Annotated in this window: 16 protein-coding genes; 10 read left to right on the top strand and 6 right to left on the bottom strand. The window is 63.1% G+C overall.

The genetic code is table 11. The features are described 5' to 3' along the window. Positions 1-20 precede the first annotated feature (20 nt). From tssF to ACSQ8Y_RS20320, 7 genes are all read left to right on the top strand, one after another. Positions 21-1,838 (top strand): type VI secretion system baseplate subunit TssF, encoded by a 1,818-nt coding sequence (tssF, locus tag ACSQ8Y_RS20350; protein WP_436268244.1) that lies wholly within the window; start codon positions 21-23, stop codon positions 1,836-1,838. Then, complete coding sequence (tssG, locus tag ACSQ8Y_RS20345; protein WP_436268243.1) at positions 1,802-2,815, top strand: type VI secretion system baseplate subunit TssG; 1,014 nt, start codon at positions 1,802-1,804, stop codon at positions 2,813-2,815. The genes tssF and tssG overlap by 37 nt, the downstream gene beginning before the upstream one ends. Positions 2,816-2,833: 18 nt before the next feature. Then, the gene (locus ACSQ8Y_RS20340; RefSeq protein ID WP_436268242.1) at positions 2,834-5,647 is read left to right on the top strand and encodes a type VI secretion system Vgr family protein; all 2,814 of its coding nucleotides are present in this window, start codon (positions 2,834-2,836) and stop codon (positions 5,645-5,647) included. Beyond that, the gene (locus tag ACSQ8Y_RS20335) at positions 5,644-7,596 is read left to right on the top strand and encodes a phospholipase D-like domain-containing protein (RefSeq protein WP_436268241.1); all 1,953 of its coding nucleotides are present in this window, start codon (positions 5,644-5,646) and stop codon (positions 7,594-7,596) included. The genes ACSQ8Y_RS20340 and ACSQ8Y_RS20335 overlap by 4 nt, the downstream gene beginning before the upstream one ends. Positions 7,597-7,598: 2 nt before the next feature. Then, complete coding sequence (locus tag ACSQ8Y_RS20330; RefSeq protein WP_436268240.1) at positions 7,599-8,618, top strand: DUF6396 domain-containing protein; 1,020 nt, start codon at positions 7,599-7,601, stop codon at positions 8,616-8,618. Between the two features lie 12 nt (positions 8,619-8,630). Then, on the top strand, positions 8,631-8,909 hold the full coding sequence (locus ACSQ8Y_RS20325; protein WP_436268239.1) for a PAAR domain-containing protein: 279 nt from the start codon (positions 8,631-8,633) through the stop codon (positions 8,907-8,909). Positions 8,910-9,010: 101 nt separating this feature from the next. After that, entirely contained in the window at positions 9,011-9,691 is a 681-nt protein-coding gene (locus tag ACSQ8Y_RS20320) for a DUF4214 domain-containing protein (protein ID WP_436268238.1), read from the top strand. 6 nt (positions 9,692-9,697) lie between these two features. Here ACSQ8Y_RS20320 and ACSQ8Y_RS20315 read toward each other — a convergent pair whose 3' ends face one another. From ACSQ8Y_RS20315 to ACSQ8Y_RS20290, 6 genes are all read right to left on the bottom strand, one after another. Continuing rightward, positions 9,698-11,029, bottom strand: a complete 1,332-nt coding sequence (locus ACSQ8Y_RS20315) for a serine hydrolase (RefSeq protein WP_436268237.1) — start codon at positions 11,027-11,029, stop codon at positions 9,698-9,700. A gap of 10 nt (positions 11,030-11,039) precedes the next feature. Continuing rightward, positions 11,040-11,609, bottom strand: coding sequence for a hypothetical protein (locus tag ACSQ8Y_RS20310; RefSeq protein ID WP_436268236.1), 570 nt, complete (start codon positions 11,607-11,609; stop codon positions 11,040-11,042). After that, positions 11,606-12,145: an RNA polymerase sigma factor gene (locus ACSQ8Y_RS20305; RefSeq protein WP_436268235.1), complete on the bottom strand. Its 540-nt coding sequence runs from the start codon at positions 12,143-12,145 to the stop codon at positions 11,606-11,608. The genes ACSQ8Y_RS20310 and ACSQ8Y_RS20305 overlap by 4 nt, the downstream gene beginning before the upstream one ends. A 94-nt stretch (positions 12,146-12,239) precedes the next feature. After that, on the bottom strand, positions 12,240-13,409 hold the full coding sequence (locus ACSQ8Y_RS20300) for a vWA domain-containing protein (RefSeq protein WP_436268234.1): 1,170 nt from the start codon (positions 13,407-13,409) through the stop codon (positions 12,240-12,242). Positions 13,410-13,419: 10 nt separating this feature from the next. Beyond that, the gene (locus tag ACSQ8Y_RS20295; protein ID WP_436268233.1) at positions 13,420-14,016 is read right to left on the bottom strand and encodes a GNAT family N-acetyltransferase; all 597 of its coding nucleotides are present in this window, start codon (positions 14,014-14,016) and stop codon (positions 13,420-13,422) included. Next, a complete protein-coding gene (locus tag ACSQ8Y_RS20290; protein ID WP_436268232.1) occupies positions 14,016-14,882 on the bottom strand; it encodes an AAA family ATPase in 867 nt (288 codons plus the stop codon). The genes ACSQ8Y_RS20295 and ACSQ8Y_RS20290 overlap by 1 nt, the downstream gene beginning before the upstream one ends. Before the next feature lie 196 nt (positions 14,883-15,078). On the opposite strand from ACSQ8Y_RS20290, the gene ACSQ8Y_RS20285 reads away from it, so the two are divergent. From ACSQ8Y_RS20285 to ACSQ8Y_RS20275, 3 genes are all read left to right on the top strand, one after another. Then, a complete protein-coding gene (locus ACSQ8Y_RS20285; protein ID WP_436268231.1) occupies positions 15,079-15,405 on the top strand; it encodes a c-type cytochrome in 327 nt (108 codons plus the stop codon). A gap of 11 nt (positions 15,406-15,416) precedes the next feature. Beyond that, positions 15,417-15,758, top strand: coding sequence for a c-type cytochrome (locus ACSQ8Y_RS20280; protein ID WP_436268230.1), 342 nt, complete (start codon positions 15,417-15,419; stop codon positions 15,756-15,758). A gap of 743 nt (positions 15,759-16,501) precedes the next feature. Next, entirely contained in the window at positions 16,502-18,835 is a 2,334-nt protein-coding gene (locus ACSQ8Y_RS20275) for a beta-L-arabinofuranosidase domain-containing protein (protein ID WP_436268229.1), read from the top strand. Positions 18,836-18,880: the final 45 nt, after the last annotated feature.

The raw sequence follows: 18,880 nt of genomic DNA, 5'->3' as shown, positions 1-18,880 counted from the left end.
CTCCGCGACGAAAGGCGAACATGGAAGACCTCCTGCCTTACTACGAACGTGAACTGATCCTGCTGAGGCGCTACGGCAGCGAGTTCGCCGAGCGCTTTCCCAAGATCGCGGGGGAGCTGAGGATGGGGGGCGACGGCAGCGCCGATCCGCAGGTTGAACGCATCATCCAGGGGCTCGCGCTGCTGGCCGCGCGGATCGTGAAGCGGCTGGAAGACGACTATTCGAAGTTCACCGAATCGCTGCTCGAAGCCCTGTTCCCGCATTACCTGCGCCCCTTCCCCTCTTGCGCCATTGCGCGCGCCGGCAGCGTCGTGCCAGGCGCCCCATGGCGCCTCATCCCGCGCGGGACGGAGCTGAACTCCGCCCCGGTCCAGGGCGTGCAATGCAAATTCCGCAGCTGCTACGACATCGCGGCCGGCCCGCTGCGGCTGACCGAGGCCGGCGTCGACGCCATGGTCAACGCGCCGGCCAATGTGCAGCTGCCGGCAGGCGCCAGCGCCGTGTTGCGCCTAAGGTTCGAAGGCGCCGGTTGCGGTTCGATGCCGCCGCAGGCGCTGCGCATCTTCATCGACGGCGAACCCTCGTTTTGCGCCGCGCTGCGGGACGCGCTCTTCCTGCGCATCGTCAAGGCCTACGTGGAAACCGACGGGGGCTGGAGCGCGATGCCTGCCATCCCGGTCGCGCCGGTGGGGTTCGAGGAGGACGATGCGCTGATACCCTTCGGTTCCCGTTCGCAGCCGGCCTACCGCCTGCTCACCGAGTACTTCGCCTATCCCGAAAAGTTCAATTTCTTCCAGCTTGACGCCGCCGCGCTGGGTGTCCACCTGTCCGCCGGCTGCGAGCGCTTCACGCTGCACCTGGTGCTGGGCGATGCCATGGCCGCCCCGCAAGCTGCGAGGATGCTCAACAGCCTGTCCGCCGCCAACCTGCTGCTCGGCTGCGCGCCGGTGGTCAACCTGTTTTCCAAGCCGGGCGAACCGATCGCCATCACCCAGCGCGCGGCCGATTACGCGGTGGTGGCGAGTGCCGAGCATGCGTCGGCATACGAGGTCTATTCGATCGACTCCGTGACGATGTTGAGCCAGACCGGCAAGGCCGGCACCGTCACCGAGTTCCGCCCGTTCTACTGCCTGCGCCACGGCGAGGGCGGCGCGCAGCAGGGCCACTACTGGGTGCTGCGGCACGACGCGACGCTGGCTGTGACCAGCCCCGGCCACGAGAAGCGATTGTCGCTGATCGATGCGGACATGGCGCCGCTGGAGTTCGAACAAGACACCTTGTCGCTGGCGCTGACCTGCACCAACCGGGACTTGCCCACGCAACTGCGCGACAGCCTGCGGGCCGGCGAGCTGACCAACCCGCAGGGCGCGGGCGACGTCGCGATCTGCTTTGCGCGCCGGCCGTCGCAGCCTTGCCGCTTCGATCCCGGTCCCGGCCTGCAGTGGCGTTTGATCTCCCATCTGGCCTTGAACCACCATGGGCTGGCGCCGGAAGGCCTGGCCGCCTTCCGCGAGATGCTCACCCTGTACGACCTGCGGCAGAGCGCCGTGTCGCGGCGCCAGATCGGCGGTGTGGCCGGCCTGGAGCATGTTCCCGCCACGCGCTGGATGCGCTGCGTGCGCGGCGCGTCCCTGGTGCACGGCATGGAGGTGCGCATGACGCTGGACGAGGATGCCTTCGTCGGCAGCGGCACGCATTTGTTCGTGCAGGTGGTCGACCAATTCCTGGCCATGCATGTGCAGGTCAACAGCTACATCGAACTGGTGGTGCTGGCCAAACAATCGGGAAAGGAGCTGGTGCGATGCAAAGCGCGCAACGGTCAGGCCGCCCTGATGTGATCGAGCGGCTGCTCGCCGAGCCGCACAGCTTCCGGTGCACGCAGGCGGTGCGCCTGCTGCTGCGCTGGCTGCGGCGGCACGGCGTGTCCTACGAGCAGGCCTACGCGGACGTGCTGCGCTTCGATAACAGTCTCTCGCTGTCCTTCCCCGCCAGCGAAATAGCGGAGCTGAAGATGGAACCGGGAGGCGATAACGCCAATTCACTGCCGCGCCGGATCCGCATCACGCCGGCTTTCATCGGCCTGCTCGGCGCCAATGGCGCACTGCCCCTGCATGTCACGCAGGGCATCGCCGCGATGCCGGCGGGGGAGGCCGAAGCCAGCACGCGCGCCTTTTTCGACATGTATTCGGGCCGCATGGTGGCGCTGTTCCACCAAGCCTGGGGCAAGCACCGCCTCGAGTACACGCTCGACACGCAAGGCAGGGACACCCAGTTGCCCCTGTTGCTGGCGCTGAGCGGCGCGCGCCATCTGGCGCGGGACGGCGAGCAGCATGCGGCCGCCTATTACGCCGGACTGCTGCGGAGCCGCCCGGTCAATGCCGACAGCATCGGCCGTGTGCTGGCCGGCCACTTCTGCTTGCCGGTGAAGCTGGAGCAGCTCGCGGGCAGCTGGGACTATTTGCGGGAGGGCTGCCGCAGCACGCTGGGACGCACGCAGCCCAGCTTGGGGCATGGCGCGGTGCTGGGCAAGCGCATATGGCGGCACGACCGCCAGGTGCGGCTCGATATCGGCCCGCTGAACGCGGCGCAGCTGGAGCGTTTCCTGCCGCACGGCGAAGGTGCCGCCGCGCTGCTGCGCATGCTCAAGCTGCTGGGTGCGCCCAGTCTGCGCTACGAGGTGCGCCTGATCCTTGCGCGCTCCTGCATCCGCCCGGTGGTGCTCGGCGCCCGGCGCCGCCTGGGCTGGGACAGCTTCCTGCCCAGCCGCGACGGCACGGTGTCGAAGCCGGAAGTGCGCTATCTGCTGCAACCCTGACAATGCCTGGAGGCGACCATGAATGCAGGAACCGTGTTGAAAACAGTGATGGAGATGTCGGCACTGAGCCGCGAGAGCCAGGGCGGGCGCCTGCTGCGCATGGATTTCCCGCGCGGCGACGGCCCGAAATACAGCGTCATGCTGGTCAATACCTTGAAGGCGCGCGAGGAAATGTCGCGCGACTTCCGCTTCGAGGTCGAGGTACTGTCGGACGACGCGCGCATCCCGCTCAAGTCCATGATGGGCAAGATGGTGACGATTTCGCTGGTACGCAACGACGGCTCGCTGCGCTACTTCAACGGCTACGTCGCCGAGTTCCGCTTTGCCGGCACGGACGGCGGCTTCGCCCATTACCGGATGGTGCTGGAGCCCTGGCTGGCCTTCGCCAGGCTGCGCAAGAACAACGCCGCCTTCTACGGTCTGAGCGTGAGGGACCTGACCGAGCGCACGCTCGAACCCTATCTGAAGCGCGACTGGCGCACGCGGATCTGCAGTGCCGATCCGGAACTGCGCTGCGCGCACCAGCACAACGAAACCGACTACAACCATCTGCACCGGCGCTGGGAGGCGCTGGGTTTGTTCTACTGGTACGAGCACCGCGCCGACGGCCACACCCTGTGGCTGGGCGACGACAGCACGCTGTGCCCATCCATCGACCAGCGCGAATTCACCCCCGTGCCGGATGGCATGCCCTTCCGCAGCGAGTCCGGCTCCTTCGAAGACGACGGCGTGCACCAGTGGCAGGCCGTGCGGCGCCTCGGTTCGGGGCAATTGACGCTGGCCAGCTTCGACTACAAATGCCCGCGCCCGCAACACGCCGTCGGCCATTCGCGCAACCAGCAGGGCGACGTGTTCGCCTATGAACTGTACGAAGATGGCGGCGCGTACGCCTACCCCAACCAGGACGCCGGCGAAGTCGTGGCGCGCCGCAGGATGGAGGGACAGGACCAGCGCACGCAGTACTTCGAGGCCAGCGGCAACGACCGCAATGCGCAGGCGGGACGCGTGTTCAAGCTTGATGGCCACTTCAGCGCCGAACCGCGCCCGCCCGAGCCGGGCGAAGCGCGCCGCGCCGGCATCGCCGCGCGCAAGTATTTGGTCCTGTCGGTGGAGCACACCGCCAGCAACAACTACCACGTCGGGCGGAACGCGGCCTCGCACTACGAGAACCGTTTCGAATGCGTGCGGCAGGAGCAGCGCTGGCGGCCCGGCCGCCACTACAACAGCGAACCCTGCGCCCATCCCGGCGTGCAGACGGCGCTGGTGGTCGGCCCGGCCGGCGACGAGATCCACACTGACGGCTACGGCCGCGTGAAGATACAGTTCCACTGGGACCGCGCCGGCAAGTACGACGCGGGCGGCACGCCGTGGACGCGCGTGATGATGCCGATGGCGGGACCGAACCTGGGCCAGATCGCGCTGCCGCGCGTGGGACAGGAAGTGGTGGTGCAGTTCGTCGACGGCAATATCGACCATCCCATCATCATGGGCGCGGCCTACAACGCGCGCAGCCAGCCGCCGTGGGGGCTGCCGTCGCAAAGCGCGCTGACGGGCTGGCGCAGCCGTGAGCTCAATGGCGGCCAGCGCAGCAATTACCTGCTGCTGGACGACACCAGCGGCCAGCTCCAGGCGCAACTGCGCAGCGACCATCTGCACAGCCAGCTGGCGCTGGGCCACATCGTGCGGGTGGACGACACGGCGGGGCGGCAGGAGGCGCGCGGCGATGGCTGGGAGTTGCGCACCGACGGCCATGGCGTTGCGCGGGCGGCCAAGGGCATGCTGCTGACGACGGAAGCGCGCCCGGCCTCCCGCTCGCACGTCACCAGCCTGGATGAAACTGCCCGGCGCCTCAGCGTTGCGCAGCGCAGCCACGCGGATCTCGCTGCGCTGGCGAAGCCATATGACGCTTCGGATGCGCAATCGCAGCAGGCCGATGCGGTGAAGGCCCTTGAGCGGCAGCAGCAGGAAGTCAAGGGGAAGTCCGGTGGCGGCTCGCACTCGTTGTCGGCCCCGCATCTGCTACTTGCCAGTCCTGCAGGCATCGCAGCGACGACCGCAGGCAGCACCCATCTGGCCAGCGACCAGCACGCGGCGGTCAGTGCTGGCCACAGCATTTCGCTGGCCAGCGGCGGCGGGCTGTTTGCCAGCGCCCGCCGCGCACTGCGGCTGTTTGTCCATCAAGCCGGAATGAAGATGATCGCGGCGGCGGGGGATATCGATCTGCAGGCGCTATCGGACAGCATCAAATTGCTGGCCAAGCTGGAGATCACGCACACGGCGAACCGCATCACCATCACGGCCAAGGAAGAAGTAGTGATCAATGGAGGCGGCAGCTACGCCAAATTCACCGCCGGCGGCATCGAGCATGGCACGAACGGCAATTACGTCGCGCACGCGGCCAAGCATAGCCTGCCTGGTCCGAAGAATATCAAGGTGGAATTCACCATGCCCCCAATATCCAAACTGGAAGGGCAAGGGGCATTCAACTTGGGGAGTCACCCGAGTGCGGCCGGTATGGCGAGCGCCGGTTTCCCATACAAGTTATTCAAGGGAGATGCATTGGTTGAGGAAGGAAAATTCGACGATGAGGGGGCTCTGGTATTTATGCACAATCTGGATGCGCAGGCTGGTTATCAGATTGAACTAGCTAACGGACAGCGCTATGCCATTGATCCTGAGGATCAATCCGAGCCGCACGAGATGAACGCGGGGATAGGGTTTCATGGGTATGAGAATCCGGGTGGTGGCTTGGGTGTGCCGCACCCATCAATGGAGGAGGAACGGCTGCAGGCAAATCCAACAACGCGCGACCGAAATGAGGAGCAGCTATGAGCATGAATGACAACGCCAAGCTCTATCAGCAAAAACTAGGTTACAACCGAAATATCGGCCCCTATCAATCGCTGTCTTTGCCGTGGTGGGTGCGTACGCCGCAGGAGGTCTACGGCCCGCGTCATGGCTGTGAACTGGAACCGCTGATCTGTGGCGAGCAGGTGTTTCTGCGGGTCGAACAGGACATTCGCAATGCCCGCCATTGCGTCGACATCATCAGTTGGGGTTTCGACCCAGGGATGGTGCTGGTGCGCGGCGCCGCCGCCCAGGCGGGACAGCGCGTGGGAGACTTATTGCAGGAGATTGCAAAGCGCGAGAATCATCCAGTGAAGGTTCGTATTGTGATTTGGCATGATGATGTCGCGGCACAGCTATTGATGAAGAATGTACCTGGTTATTACGGTTTGCAGTTTCCCGCGATTGGATGTTGTCGGACCGGCTACTACAGCGAAGACCATCAGTACTACAACGCTGAATGGTTTGACAAGGCGTGCTCCAACGGCTTGCCCAATATCGAGTTCCGGGTCCGAAAAGTGCCGGTGAGTTTTCTCAAGCAATCTCTATCCGGAGAGTTCTCGCCGGGCGGGGCCGCCGCATTCGCCGGTAAGGTCTATGCTACCCATCATCAAAAGATGATACTGATCGATTACGTGGACCCTCCGAAAGCCGTTGGCTATGTGATGGGGCACAATTTTGTCACAGACTTCTGGGACACCGAGGCACATTTGTTCCGCGATCCGCGCCGCGAGCGCTTCCACAAAAGCGATCCTTCAAAGGCTTGGACGCAAGGTCCCAATATAGCCTCCGATGCCGGCCCTTACATTCCTGGATACCAGCCGACAGCGGATGAGATCCTTCGGAAGCAGCGCGCGGTGCAGGCTTACCTGGACAGGGATAGCTGGGTTGCGAAGCCCTATCAGGATGTTTCGTGCCGTTTGCGCGGGCCGGTGCTTTGGGATCTCAATCACAATTTCTGCCAAGCGTGGACGGAGTCGGGGCGGCCCAAGTCGCTACTGGCTGAGTTGACACCGTTGATCATGCCTGGAGTGACGCTGGCGCGGGAGATTTCCGACGCCGTCGTGTTGTGGGGGAGTTCTAGGAACGAGCCTGACTTTGTTGATGCTCGCAACATGATGCATTGGTCCTTGTTCAAGTTGGCTCGTGGCCACCACAGCGTTCAATTGCTGCGCACACAGCCATTGCATGGGGAGAAGGCGATCAAGGAATGCTATGCCAACCTGACGCGGCAACTGCAGCACTATATTTTTATCCAGAACCAGTATATCCAATACGGACCATGGTCCGAGCACCTGAAGGAATGTGTGCAGCGGCTGCGGGCCGGTGGTTATCTGAAGCCCGTATACGTTTTCATCTTGACCTCGACGCCTGAGAGCGACGGTATGGACCTGCCGACTTATGAGGCGGCCAGCAAACTGGGGCAGAGCGAAACGATGGTGGTTGAGCACAACGAAGCCTTGGAGCGTGCGAAGAAGGGCCAAGCGGCGAGGCCAGCCACCCCGAAGGATTTGGCCGAATCGGGCATCAATGTTGTGATGGGATCTCTCTGGAGTTGCGCCGCGCCGCCCAAGGTCGGGGTGCTGAGGGCTGACGAGTATGAGGAAATATACATCCACGCCAAAGTGGCAATCGTCGACGACGCTGCTTTCACCATGGGGTCGGCGAATCTTAATTTGCGTAGCATGGTGCTGGACAGCGAACTTAATGTGTTGAGCGAGGCCATGGATATCGCGTACAAGCTGCGCTGCGACTTATTTTGCCAATGCACAGGTGATACCGGGCCCGGGCAATTTGCAAATATGGCCACGACTTTCAATGTGTGGCGAACCGTGATGGATAAAAATTCTGACAGAAAGTTGCGCGGAGAATCCCTCGAGGGGCAGTTGTTGAAATTCCATGTGGATCGTAAGCCCGGCGAACCGGTGGTGTAGCGATGGGCACGAGACAGAAACGCTGGGGCGCGCTAGCCCTGATGATTCTTGCAATTTCCATAGGCACTTACTTCTATATTGACCATTTAAGGTACAAAGCCATGCATGCAATTCCACCAGGACTTTCGCGTTTTGATATAACCGGCCCGGTTCCTGCTTGCGGCCGTTGGAAAGTGCATATGCCGAAGGTGCGAGACCCCGAAGCATATCGGCTCTACATTCAAGCCCGGAAGCAATGGCGCAGCAAGATTGCATGGCAGTTCACCAAGGATGAGCTGCTGAAAATACTGGCGGACGTGAGAACCGCTGCAGACAAAGGCGATTGGGGGGCGCGTGCCTTGCTGGCGCATTTTTATCTGCACGGTCTGGGACCTATGCCATGGAATAAAGTGTTGGATCAAGAGGAGAATCAAGGGGTTGCCATCGCTCGCGTGGCAGTGGCAGCTGGGCAGCCTTGGGGGTACTACGACGTGGGGGTAGCGCATCAATACGGATATGGTGGGGCGTATTATGATTTGGATATCTCCTGGGCGTATTACCTGAGAGCAGCTCAGTTGGGTAGCCCCGACGCGCAAATGGCTTTGGCCGAAGCATACGGCGAAGCGGGGCGTAGGGACGCGGAGGCACAGATGATGAAATGTGCCTACGAGCAGGGGCACGGCCCTGCGGCGCATAAGCTCGCCGTAATAGCGGAGATAGAAAAGAGATATATGGATGCGTTACGTCTCCATCAGGAGGCCGTGAAATTTGGCAGCGAGGAGAGTGCAGCGCATCTGTATCTGGCTTTTGGTGACGGCGTCGGAAGGATGATTCAAGAGGCAGCTCTTACGCCGCTAGGATTTGGTCAAGACACCGAGCGGACTCGGCGCTATACAGAAATCGGCGAAGCACTGGACCTTAATCCGGATCTCAAATTTAGCCGATTGGATTTGTTCTTGCCCTTGCCACCAGCCAAATTGCCAGCATGGCCAGGCGTCGAAGGCGCGATGGACCCTGAGCCGCCAGGTCCGCCAACCTATTGAAGGAGCCCCTCGATGGCACTCAAAATCATCGTCGTCGGCGACAGCACCGACCATGGCGGCAAAGTGATCAGCGGGTCGCTGACGCACGACATCGGCGGCAAGGCCGTCGCGCGGTTGGGCGATACGGTTGCGTGCCCCCAGGTTTATCCCGGCGGCAAACCCCACGGCGTCAACAAGATTGTCACCGCACACGAAACACTGACCGCTGGCGGCAAGCCCGTCGCTGTGCACGGCTGCAAGACGGAGTGCGGCTGCACGCTCATCGGCAAGATGAACGCCACCGTTGGCTAGGCGCACGCTGCTACGCGGTTACCGCGCGAAACAAATTGTAATTCTTCACATCCACGTCAAATCGCCGGCCTAAGATTCCTCATCGAACGAACGAGGAGAGCATGATGGCTTATGTAATAAACGGCACGGACTGGGATGACAATCTGGACGGCACCGCTGACAACGATGACATCTACGGCTACGCTGGCTACGATTCCCTGTTCGGCGGGCGTGGCGACGACTATCTGAACGGCGGCTCTGGCCTCGACGAGGCCTTCTACAACGGCTACCGCGACGAGTACACGGTGCGCGCCGACGGCGGCCGGTTCTGGGTCGACGACAAGGTCGGCGCGGACGGTCTGGACCAGCTGGTGAACGTCGAACGCCTCAACTTCAAGGACGGCGCCATCGCGCTGGACGTGGACGGCAACGGCGGCGAGGCCTACCGGCTCTACCAGGCTGCCTTCAACCGCGCGCCGGATGAGCAGGGCCTGGGATACTGGATCGCGCAGATGGACAACGGCGCCAGCCTGCGTACGGTCGCGGCAGGTTTCGTTGGCTCGGGCGAATTTGCCGCCACCTATGGCGCCAACGCCAGCAACGCCGACATCGTGGTCCGCCTCTACGCCAATGTGCTGCACCGCGCGCCGGACCAGGGCGGCTTGAACTACTGGGTGAACGTGCTGAACACCCATCAGGACACCGTGGCCGGCGTGTTGAGCGGTTTCAGCGAGAGTACGGAAAACTACGCGCAGCTGATCGGCCAAATCGCGGACGGTATCAACTACCAGCCTTGGGTATGATACAGGCTAGTCTATTTTGTCCGCTGGCATGGCGCGCCCATTCTGGTGCAGCACCAGGCGGTCGACCGCACCATCTTTGCTGCGCTTGAAGCTCAGGCGCGCGTCCACCACGGTCAGGAAGAACTCGTCCGGCGCGCTGGCGCCGGCGATGAAGGCCGGCTGGCCGCTCGCCTGCACTTGCAGGCCGGTGGCTGCAGGCTTCACTGTCAGGATGAAATTCGGCGCCAACTGGTAGCGGCCCGCGTATCCTGCCAACGCCTCGGCCGTCATGGCGATGGCCTGCGGTTCCACCGCCGCGCCCGGCACCAGGCTGGCCAGGGCGATGCTGTCGATGGCGGTGGCGGTGCTGGCCAGTACCACGACGCCGCGCTGGCCATCGGCGGTGAATCCGAGGAAGCTGGAGTAGCCGCCGGTGGCGCCGTTGTGCCAGACGACGGGCCGGCCCCGCACCGGATTCAGATGCCATGCCAGGCCGATCCGCATGTCGGGACCCGGCGCAGGCCGCTGCGCCTGCCGGACTCGCGCATAGGGCGAGCCGGCGCCCGCCTGCATATGGGCTTTCAGATACAGGATCAAGTCCTGGGCGTCGGAGCGCAGCGCTCCAGCACCGGCCAGGGCGCCCATATCCCAGTTGGCGGCGGGCTGTCCTGTGGCGCTGTGGCCGGGGGCGAGACGGGCGCGCATGTCCGCCGTCAATTCCACCGCGGTCGATTCCATGCCTAGCGGTGCGGTGATGCGTTCGCGCACCAAGGCCGCGTAGGGAAGCTTGGCCTGCGCGCTGAGTGCCTGCCCGAGCAGGCCGAAGCCAAGGTTGGAGTATTCATATGCGCTGCCGGGCCGGCGCGCCAACTGGTGGTTGCGCAGAAACAATTCCAGCTTTTCCTGCGTGTAGTCGGCGTAGGGGTTGTCCGGCTGCCGCATGGGCATGTTGCCGGGCAGGCGCGGCAGGCCCGAGCTTTGCGTGGCGAGGTCAAGCAAGGTGATGGGCTGGCCCGCGTAGCTCGGTATCGTCAAGCCTGGCAGCAGCGTGGCGACCGGCTCGTCCAGCTTGGCGCCGGCGGCGCCGGCCTGGGCCAGCAGCAGCGCGGTGAAGGTTTTGGTGGCGGAACCGATCTCGTAGACGGTGCGCGCGTCCGGCGCGCGGCCGTCGGCTACGCCGAAACCGTAGACGGCCGACTCCTTGCCGTCGATGATGCCGACCACCACGCTGGCCAGCTCGCCTTTCTCGATGCGGGCGGCGATCATATTGCGCACATTGTCGTCCAGCTGCGCCGCCGCGTGCAGGGCGCCGCTGAGCAAAACGCCCGCCACGGCGGCGATGATGGTTCGGTTTTTCATGGGTTTTCTTTCAGTTGGGTTCAGCGTCGAGCCGGTCGATCTGGCGCTGCATTTTCCGTGCGGCATACAGATTCAGGATGGCGATCGCCAGCAGCACGCCCGCGATCAGCAGGTTGGCCTGCCAGCCGCGTGCGAAGGGCGCGCTGGCGTCCAGCTGGGTCTCCACGCCCCAGCGGAACACGGCCATGCCGGGCAGGAAGGGGCCGATGTACCAGAGCCAGACCGAACGCAGCGCGTCGCGCTGGCGGACCAGCTCTGCCCGGTGGAAGTCGCGGCAGGGCAGGGCGCTCTCGGCGCCCGGCAGCGGGCGGCTGGAGGCGCGGCGGTAGAGCTGGTACACCACGAATGCGGCGGCCAGGATGATCAGCACGCTGCCCAAGCGTATCAATGGCTGCGGGTACAGCCACAGATAGCGCGAGAACCCGGCCACCGCCAGCACGGCCGCCAGCACCTCGATCAGGTTGCGCAGCGCCACGCGGCGCTGAAATTTGCTGGCGCGCTTGCGCAGCACTTCCTCCGGCAAGGGGGCGCTGCTGGCCGGCTGCATCCGCCAAAGCTGTTTCAGGTCGTCGTCGTTCATTCTTTGCTCCCGAGTTGCGCCGCCAGCACGGCCTTGATGCGGTGGATCTTGGTGGCCACGTTGCGCGCGGAGAGGCCGGTGATGTCGCCGATGGCGGCCGCGTCCATGTCCTCCAGATAGAGCAGCATCACTTCGCGGTCGAGTGCGCCCAGCCGGTGGATCAGGGTCAGCAGGCGCTGCAGGTCCAGCCTGCGTTCGGTGAGGCCGATGTCGGCGCCGTCGTCCGCCACCAGCTCGGCGGCGTCGAGTTCCAGGCTGATGCGGTCGGCGGCGCGGAAGGAGCGCTGGATGTGGCTGGTGCCGACGTTGTGGGCGACCCGGTACACCCAGGTGCGCAGCGAACACTGGTCCCTGAAGGTGGCGAAGCTTTGCCAGATGGCCACGTGGATGTCCTGCAGCAGTTCCTGGCGCTTGGCGGGGTCGCGTTCATAGCCCATCGCGAAGCGCGCGATATCGGGGCCATAGCGCTCTATGGCGTGCCGGTAGCGGTGGTCCTGGCCGGGGCCGGGCGGCGCGAGGGGCGCTTGTGCTGTCATGGTGGCGTGAAGTGAGCTGTTCTTGATCAGATAGTCACTTCCGCACGGGGTTTCTTACAGGAAGGGGAAAAAATAACTGACCCCGGCCTTCTTATCACTTGCTGAGCATGCGCATCGCCCGTTCCAGCCCCTCTATGGTGAGCGGGAACATGCGGTTGTTCATCAGCTGGCGGATGACGGCGATCGATTGCCGGTACTGCCACAGGCCTTCGGGCTCGGGGTTGAGCCAGATGAATTTCGGGAAGGCGTGCGTGAAGCGGCCCAGCCATTCGGCGCCGGCCTCCTCGTTGTTGTACTCGACCGAGCCGCCCGGCTGCAGGATCTCGTAGGGGCTCATCGTCGCGTCGCCGACGAAGATGACCTTGGTGTCCGGCGTGTACTTGCGCAGCACGTCCCAGGTGGGGAAGCGCTCGGCGTTGCGGCGCCGGTTGTTCTTCCACAGGTAGTCGTAGACGCAGTTGTGGAAGTAGAAGAACTCCATGTTCTTGAACTCGGTCTTGGACGCCGAGAACAGCTCCTCGGTGCGTTCGATGTGGTCGTCCATGGTGCCGCCGACGTCGAGCAGCATCAGCACCTTGATGTTGTTCTTGCGCTCGGGCTGCATCTTGATGTCGAGGAAGCCTGCGTTGTTGGCGGTGGCGCGTATGGTCTGGTCCAGCGCCAGCTCGTCCTCGTGGCCCTGGCGCGCGAACTTGCGCAGGCGCCGCAAGGCGACCTTGATGTTGCGCGTGCCCAGTTCGCGCTCGGAGTCGTAGTCCTTGTAGGCGCGCGCCTCCCACACTTTGACCGCCGTGCGGTTGCCGCCCTTGCCGCCGATGCGCACGCCTTCCGGATTGGTGCCGCCGTTGCCGAACGGCGAAGTGCCGCCGGTGCCTATCCATTTGCTGCCGCCTTCGTGGCGTTCCTTCTGTTCCTTCAGCAGTTCGTTCAGGCGGTCCATCAGCTTGTCGTAGCCGAATTTCTGCAGCGCGGCCTTCTGCTCCTCGGACAGCTCGCGCTCCATGCGCTTGATCAGCCAGTCCATGGGAATGGCGCTGTTGGTGTCGAAGGCGCCGTTGATGCCCTTGAAATACTGGGCGAAGGCGCGGTCGAACTTGTCGAAGTGGGCCTCGTCCTTGACCATGGTCAGGCGCGACAGATAATAGAAGTCGTCCATCGAGGCGTCGATGACGTTCTTCTGCATCGCTTCGAGCAAGGTCAAGAACTCCTTGATGGAAACGGGGATCTTCGCGTCTTTCAGCGTGAAGAAAAAATCGATCAGCATGCTCAGTCCCTCATTCCCTGTCCAGCTTGTAGCGCAGGTGCGCTTTTATCTCCGGCCACTCGCCGCGCACGATGCTGTAGACGACGGTGTCGCGCACGGTGCCGTCGCGCCGCATGCCGTGGTGGCGCAGCACGCCGTCCTTCTTCGCGCCCAGGCGTTCGATGGCCGCCTGCGAGGCGTGGTTGAAGTTGTCCGTGCGGAAGCCGACTACCGCGCAGCCCAGGGTGTCGAAGGCGTGCGTCAGCAGCATCAGCTTGCAGCTGGTGTTGACGTAGCTGCGCTGGCGGCTGCGCGCGTACCAGGTATAGCCGATTTCCACGCGGTCCAGCGCGGGCACGATGTCGTGGTAGCTGGTGGTGCCGATCACCGCGCCGCTGTGCATGTCGACGACGGCGAAGGCAAAGCGGCCCGGGCGCATGTCCAGCCCGGCGGCGATGTAGGCTTCCACCTGGTCCGGCTCGGGCACGGAGGTGATGCGCAGCTTCCACAGTTCGCCGTCGCGGGCGGCGGCGCGCAGGCCGTCGGCGTGCTGCGGACCCAGGGGCTCCAGGCGCACGCCGTTCAGTTCCAGCGTCACCGGGGTGAAGTTGGCCAGCAGGGCGTTCATCAGCGGTTGGTCCGGTTCATGAACACCAGGCGCTCGAACAGGTGCACGTCCTGCTCGTTCTTCAGCAGCGCGCCGTGCAGCGGCGGCACCACGGCCTTGGCGTCCTTGCTGCGCAGCGCTTCGGGCGGGATGTCCTCGGCCAGCAGCAGTTTCAGCCAGTCCAGGAACTCGGAGGTGGACGGCTTTTTCTTCAGGCCGGGCACGTCGCGCACTTCGTAAAAGGTCTGCAGCGCGGTGGCCAGCAGGTCCTGCTTCAGGGTCGGGTAGTGCACCTTGACGATCTGCTCCATCGTGTCCTTGTCCGGGAACTTGATGTAGTGGAAGAAGCAGCGGCGCAGGAAGGCGTCCGGCAATTCCTTTTCGTTGTTGGAAGTGATGATGACCAGCGGGCGGTGCTTGGCCTGCACCATTTCGCGCGTCTCGTAGACGTAGAATTCCATGCGGTCGAGCTCGCGCAGCAGGTCGTTCGGGAATTCGATGTCGGCCTTGTCGATCTCGTCGATCAGCAGCACCACCGGCTCCGGCGCGGTGAACGCCTGCCACAGCACGCCCTTGACGATGTAGTTGTGGATGTCGCGCACGCGCTCGTCGCCCAGCTGCGAGTCGCGCAGGCGGGACACGGCGTCGTACTCGTACAGGCCTTGCTGGGCCTTGGTGGTCGATTTGATATGCCATTGCATTAATGGCATGTCCAGCGCGGCGGCCACTTCCTCGGCCAGCATGGTCTTGCCGGTGCCCGGCTCGCCCTTGATCAGCAATGGACGCTGCAGCGTCAACGCCGCATTCACGGCCAGTTTCAAGTCGCCGGTGGCGACGTAGTTGTCCGAACCCTCGAAGCGCTGGCCTTGCCCTTTATTTGCTTGCATAAGTACACGTCTCATAGTTGAAAAAGAATCTCTTGAGTATATGCCAGAACGCTATACCACACTGCGCCCCGCGAATGTGGACTCGACCAGTGTTGTGAGTTAGAATCGCTGGCTGGTAGTGTAAAAGTCAACTTTTGCGCCCTCGCAGTACCACGCAGTATCAATAATATTACTGACGTTAACCTAGCCATTCACCATGAAAAAAATCTACGCAGTTCTCGTGCTCGCAGGCATCGCTCAAGTTGCCGCAGCGGCGGACATCGTTGGAAACGCCAAGGCCGCTCCAGCCAAGATCGAAATGTGTATCGGTTGCCACGGCATCCCAGGCTACAAAGCCACCTTCCCGGAAGTGTTCCAGGTGCCCAAGATCGGTGGCCAGTCGGCTAAATACATCGAGAACGCGTTGCAAGGCTACAAGAAGGGCGAGCGCAAGCATCCTTCGATGAAGGGCATCGCCACCAGCCTGTCGGACCAGGACATGGCCGACATCGCCGCTTACTACGCTGAACAAAAGCAGAAATGAGTCCGGACACCATGAAAAAACTGATTATCGCCCTGGTCTGCGCCAGCGCTTCCTTCGCCGCCACCGCCGGCGGCAACATCGACGCCGGCAAGGCGCTGGCCGAGAAGTACAGCTGCGCCGCCTGCCACGGCAAGGACTACAATTCGCCGATCGACCCGTCGTATCCGAAGCTGGCCGGCCAGCACAAGGACTACCTGCAGCACGCGCTGACCGCCTACAAGCGCGGCGACGCCGCCAACGGCCGCAGCAACGCCATCATGACCGGCCAGGTGAAACCGCTGAGCAACCAGGACATCAAGGATCTGGCCGCTTACCTGCACAGCCTGCCGGGCACCCTGGCAGTGCACCGCTGATCCGACAGCGGCATCCCGAGAAAGCCACGCATCGCGTGGCTTTTTTTTTGGTTCTTCACGGATTGCTGTGACGCGACCATAAAAATGAGGTGACTATTAGGGCACCGCACACCAGCTCGGCGCTGCCTGTTTCATGCTGCTGGCGATACGGCCTGACTTTGGCGCTCGAAATTATTGAATATACCGTCGCGGGCTTACGCCGACGAACTCTTGCCCATATGGATACGGCAAAAGAGTGGGGCAGGTGCGTGAAAATTGTTCGCATAGTTGGTGATTTCAGGTATTGCATGTGCCGTGCATCCAATGAGAAACTTGCCGGCTCAAGAATTGCTGAATAGGATATATCTCATGCCCGCGGCCCCCCCGTTACGCGCCGCCGTCGCGCTTTCATGCCTGACCGCCTTCCATGCTGTTGAATTTCGATAGGGCGCAGGTGCTGAAAGTGAAGCTCGGCACCTACGTCAAATAATCCGGGCGCCGCCGGCCGTGCAGTTCGCCGCGGGCGCTTGCCCGGCGCCGATACACCAACGTCGCCTTCCTGGCCAAATGCACTCCCTCGAATTTGATGGTATCCGGGCATGGTGTAACGGCGTACCTTCAATTTATCTAACTGATTTGGCAATTTACGCAGTGAGAGCCTGAGCTTGGCGACTGGTACGGGCGCCGCATGAAAAACGGGGCGGATGGGCCGCTGGTCGCCCCCAAGAACTGAACCGCTATCAAAGTAAAGGTAAAGAACTACCATGAGCAAACTCCTCGCCAGCCTTCTGCTGGCAGCAACAGCATTGACGGCGTCGGCCGCGGATCGCTTTCCGCTGGCCGACGTCCGTCTTGGCGCCGGTCCCTTCCTCGATGCCCAGAACCGCAATCTGCATTACCTGATGTCGCTCGATCCGGACAAACTGCTCGCGCCCTTCCAGCGAGAAGCCGGTTTGCCGCTGAAAGCGCCGAGCTATGGCAACTGGGAATCGCACGGCCTGGACGGCCACATCGGCGGCCACTATCTGTCGGCGCTGGCGCTGCTGTATGCGTCGACCGGCGACGCCAAGGTCAAGGAGCGCCTCGACTACTTCGTCAATGAACTCAAGAAGTGCCAGCAGGCCAACGGCAACGGTTACATCGGCGGCATCCCGGAAGGCAGCAAGGCGTGGCAGGACGTCGCCCAAGGCGCGATCAAGTCCGACAACTTCGGGGTCAACGGCAAGTGGGTCCCCTGGTACAACCTGCACAAGACCTACGCCGGCCTGCGCGACGCCTATCGCTACGGCGGCAACCAGGACGCGCGCGCCATGCTGGTCGGAATGGCCGACTGGGCGCTCAAGCTGACGGCCGCGCTGAGCGATGAGCAGATGCAGTCCATGCTGCGCGCCGAACATGGCGGCATGAACGAAGTGCTGGCCGATGTGTACGAACTGACCGGCGACAAAAAATACCTGGCGCTGGCGCAGCGCTTCTCGCATCAGGTTTTGCTGCAGCCGCTGGAAGAGGGCAAGGACAAGCTGACCGGCATGCACGCCAACACGCAGATTCCGAAAGTGATCGGCTTCGAGCGCATCGCCGCGCTGGGCGGCGACCAGAAGCTGCACAAGGCCGCGGAATTTTTCTGGCGCACGGTACACGATCACCGCACCGTGGCCATCGGCGGCAACAGCGTCCGCGAGCACTTCCACGACGACAAAGACTTCTCGTCGATGATCAGCGCGGTCGAAGGCCCCGAGACCTGCAACACCTACAACATGCTGCGTCTGTCGGAAATGCTGTTCCGCCGCGACCCGAGCGTGCGCTACGCCGATTACATGGAGCGTGCGCTGTTCAATCACATCCTGTCGTCGCAGCACCCGGACACTGGCGGCCTGGTTTACTTCACGCCGATGCGGCCGAACCACTACCGCGTGTATTCGGAGGTCGACAACTCCATGTGGTGCTGCGTCGGCTCGGGCATCGAGAGCCAGTCCAAGTATGGCGAATTTATCTACGCCCATGAGAAAGATGCACTGTTCGTCAACCTGTACGCATCCTCGACGTTGGAGTGGCGCGAGAAGGGCGTGCGCATTACACAGACGACGCGCTTTCCGGATGCCGACACCAGCCGCCTGACGCTCGATGGCGATGGCGTATTTACCGTCAAGCTGCGCTATCCGGGCTGGGTTGCGCGCGCAGCCATGCAGGTGAAGGTCAATGGCAAGCCGGTCGAGGTCGATGGCAAGCCGGGCAGCTATGTGAGCGTCACGCGTCACTGGCGCAAGGGCGACCGCATCGACGTGACCGTGCCGATGCAAACGACCCTGGAGCGCCTGCCGGACCAGTCGAACTATTATGCGGTGCTGCGCGGGCCGATCGTGTTGGCGGCCAAGACGCAGCTGCACGCGAATGAGAAGCTCAACATGTTCGCGGGCGATTCGGGGTCGCATGGCGCATGGGGGCCCGTGTGTCCGGCGGCGGCGGCGCCGATGTTCGTGAGCGACACGCGCGACTTTGTGAAGAAGTTCAAGGCGGTCAAGGGCGAGCCGATGACGTTCACGGCGCCGGGGCTGATCCAGGGCGGCGGTGCGGCGGACATGAAACTCATTCCGTTCTTCCGGCTGCATGATTCGCGCTATACGATCTACTGGCCGTATGCGACCCCGGCCGGCGCGCAGGCCACACGCGAAGCGGCGGCCAAGGCCGAAGCCGAGCGCATCGCCCTCGACGCGCAGACCATCGATCAGGTGGCGCCGGGTGAGCAGCAGCCGGAGTCCGATCATGCGTTTGCGGGCGAGGGCGCCGACGCTGGCGTCGCCAAGGACAAGCACTGGCGCCGTGCAAGCGGATGGTTCAGCTATGTGCTGAACGACAGCAAGCTGGAAGCGAAGACCCTGAGGTTGACCTTCAGCGGCGGCGATTCCGGCCCTACGTTCGATGTGCTGGTCAATGGCCGGCAGATCGCCACGGTCACGCTGGAGAAGAATACGCAGGAGTTCTACACGAAGGATGTGGCGATTCCGGCTGAATTGCTCAACGGGTCGCTGACGGTGAAGTTCGTCGCCAAGCCGGGGTCGATGGCGGGCGGATTGTACGGGCTACGTTTGCTGCGTTAGCCTGGCATCTGGTGCGCGCCCTGGTGCGGCGCGAGCAACAGGACC

Source organism: Pseudoduganella sp. LjRoot289 (assembly GCF_964252925.1).
Taxonomy (GTDB): Bacteria; Pseudomonadota; Gammaproteobacteria; order Burkholderiales; family Burkholderiaceae_D; genus Rugamonas.
The sequence above is the reverse complement of the archived record's forward strand: the minus strand, read 5'-3'. Positions and strand labels throughout refer to the sequence as shown.

Bases quoted from the DNA above. Each gene is read 5' to 3' on its own strand.
- tssF (WP_436268244.1), top strand. From the start codon at position 21: ATGGAAGACCTCCTGCCTTACTACGAACGTGAACTGATCCTGCTGAGG.
- tssG (WP_436268243.1), top strand. From the start codon at position 1,802: ATGCAAAGCGCGCAACGGTCAGGCCGCCCTGATGTGATCGAGCGGCTG.
- ACSQ8Y_RS20340 (WP_436268242.1), top strand. From the start codon at position 2,834: ATGAATGCAGGAACCGTGTTGAAAACAGTGATGGAGATGTCGGCACTG.
- ACSQ8Y_RS20335 (WP_436268241.1), top strand. From the start codon at position 5,644: ATGAGCATGAATGACAACGCCAAGCTCTATCAGCAAAAACTAGGTTAC.
- ACSQ8Y_RS20330 (WP_436268240.1), top strand. From the start codon at position 7,599: ATGGGCACGAGACAGAAACGCTGGGGCGCGCTAGCCCTGATGATTCTT.
- ACSQ8Y_RS20325 (WP_436268239.1), top strand. From the start codon at position 8,631: ATGGCACTCAAAATCATCGTCGTCGGCGACAGCACCGACCATGGCGGC.
- ACSQ8Y_RS20320 (WP_436268238.1), top strand. From the start codon at position 9,011: ATGATGGCTTATGTAATAAACGGCACGGACTGGGATGACAATCTGGAC.
- ACSQ8Y_RS20315 (WP_436268237.1), bottom strand. From the start codon at position 11,029: ATGAAAAACCGAACCATCATCGCCGCCGTGGCGGGCGTTTTGCTCAGC.
- ACSQ8Y_RS20310 (WP_436268236.1), bottom strand. From the start codon at position 11,609: ATGAACGACGACGACCTGAAACAGCTTTGGCGGATGCAGCCGGCCAGC.
- ACSQ8Y_RS20305 (WP_436268235.1), bottom strand. From the start codon at position 12,145: ATGACAGCACAAGCGCCCCTCGCGCCGCCCGGCCCCGGCCAGGACCAC.
- ACSQ8Y_RS20300 (WP_436268234.1), bottom strand. From the start codon at position 13,409: ATGCTGATCGATTTTTTCTTCACGCTGAAAGACGCGAAGATCCCCGTT.
- ACSQ8Y_RS20295 (WP_436268233.1), bottom strand. From the start codon at position 14,016: ATGAACGCCCTGCTGGCCAACTTCACCCCGGTGACGCTGGAACTGAAC.
- ACSQ8Y_RS20290 (WP_436268232.1), bottom strand. From the start codon at position 14,882: ATGCAAGCAAATAAAGGGCAAGGCCAGCGCTTCGAGGGTTCGGACAAC.
- ACSQ8Y_RS20285 (WP_436268231.1), top strand. From the start codon at position 15,079: ATGAAAAAAATCTACGCAGTTCTCGTGCTCGCAGGCATCGCTCAAGTT.
- ACSQ8Y_RS20280 (WP_436268230.1), top strand. From the start codon at position 15,417: ATGAAAAAACTGATTATCGCCCTGGTCTGCGCCAGCGCTTCCTTCGCC.
- ACSQ8Y_RS20275 (WP_436268229.1), top strand. From the start codon at position 16,502: ATGAGCAAACTCCTCGCCAGCCTTCTGCTGGCAGCAACAGCATTGACG.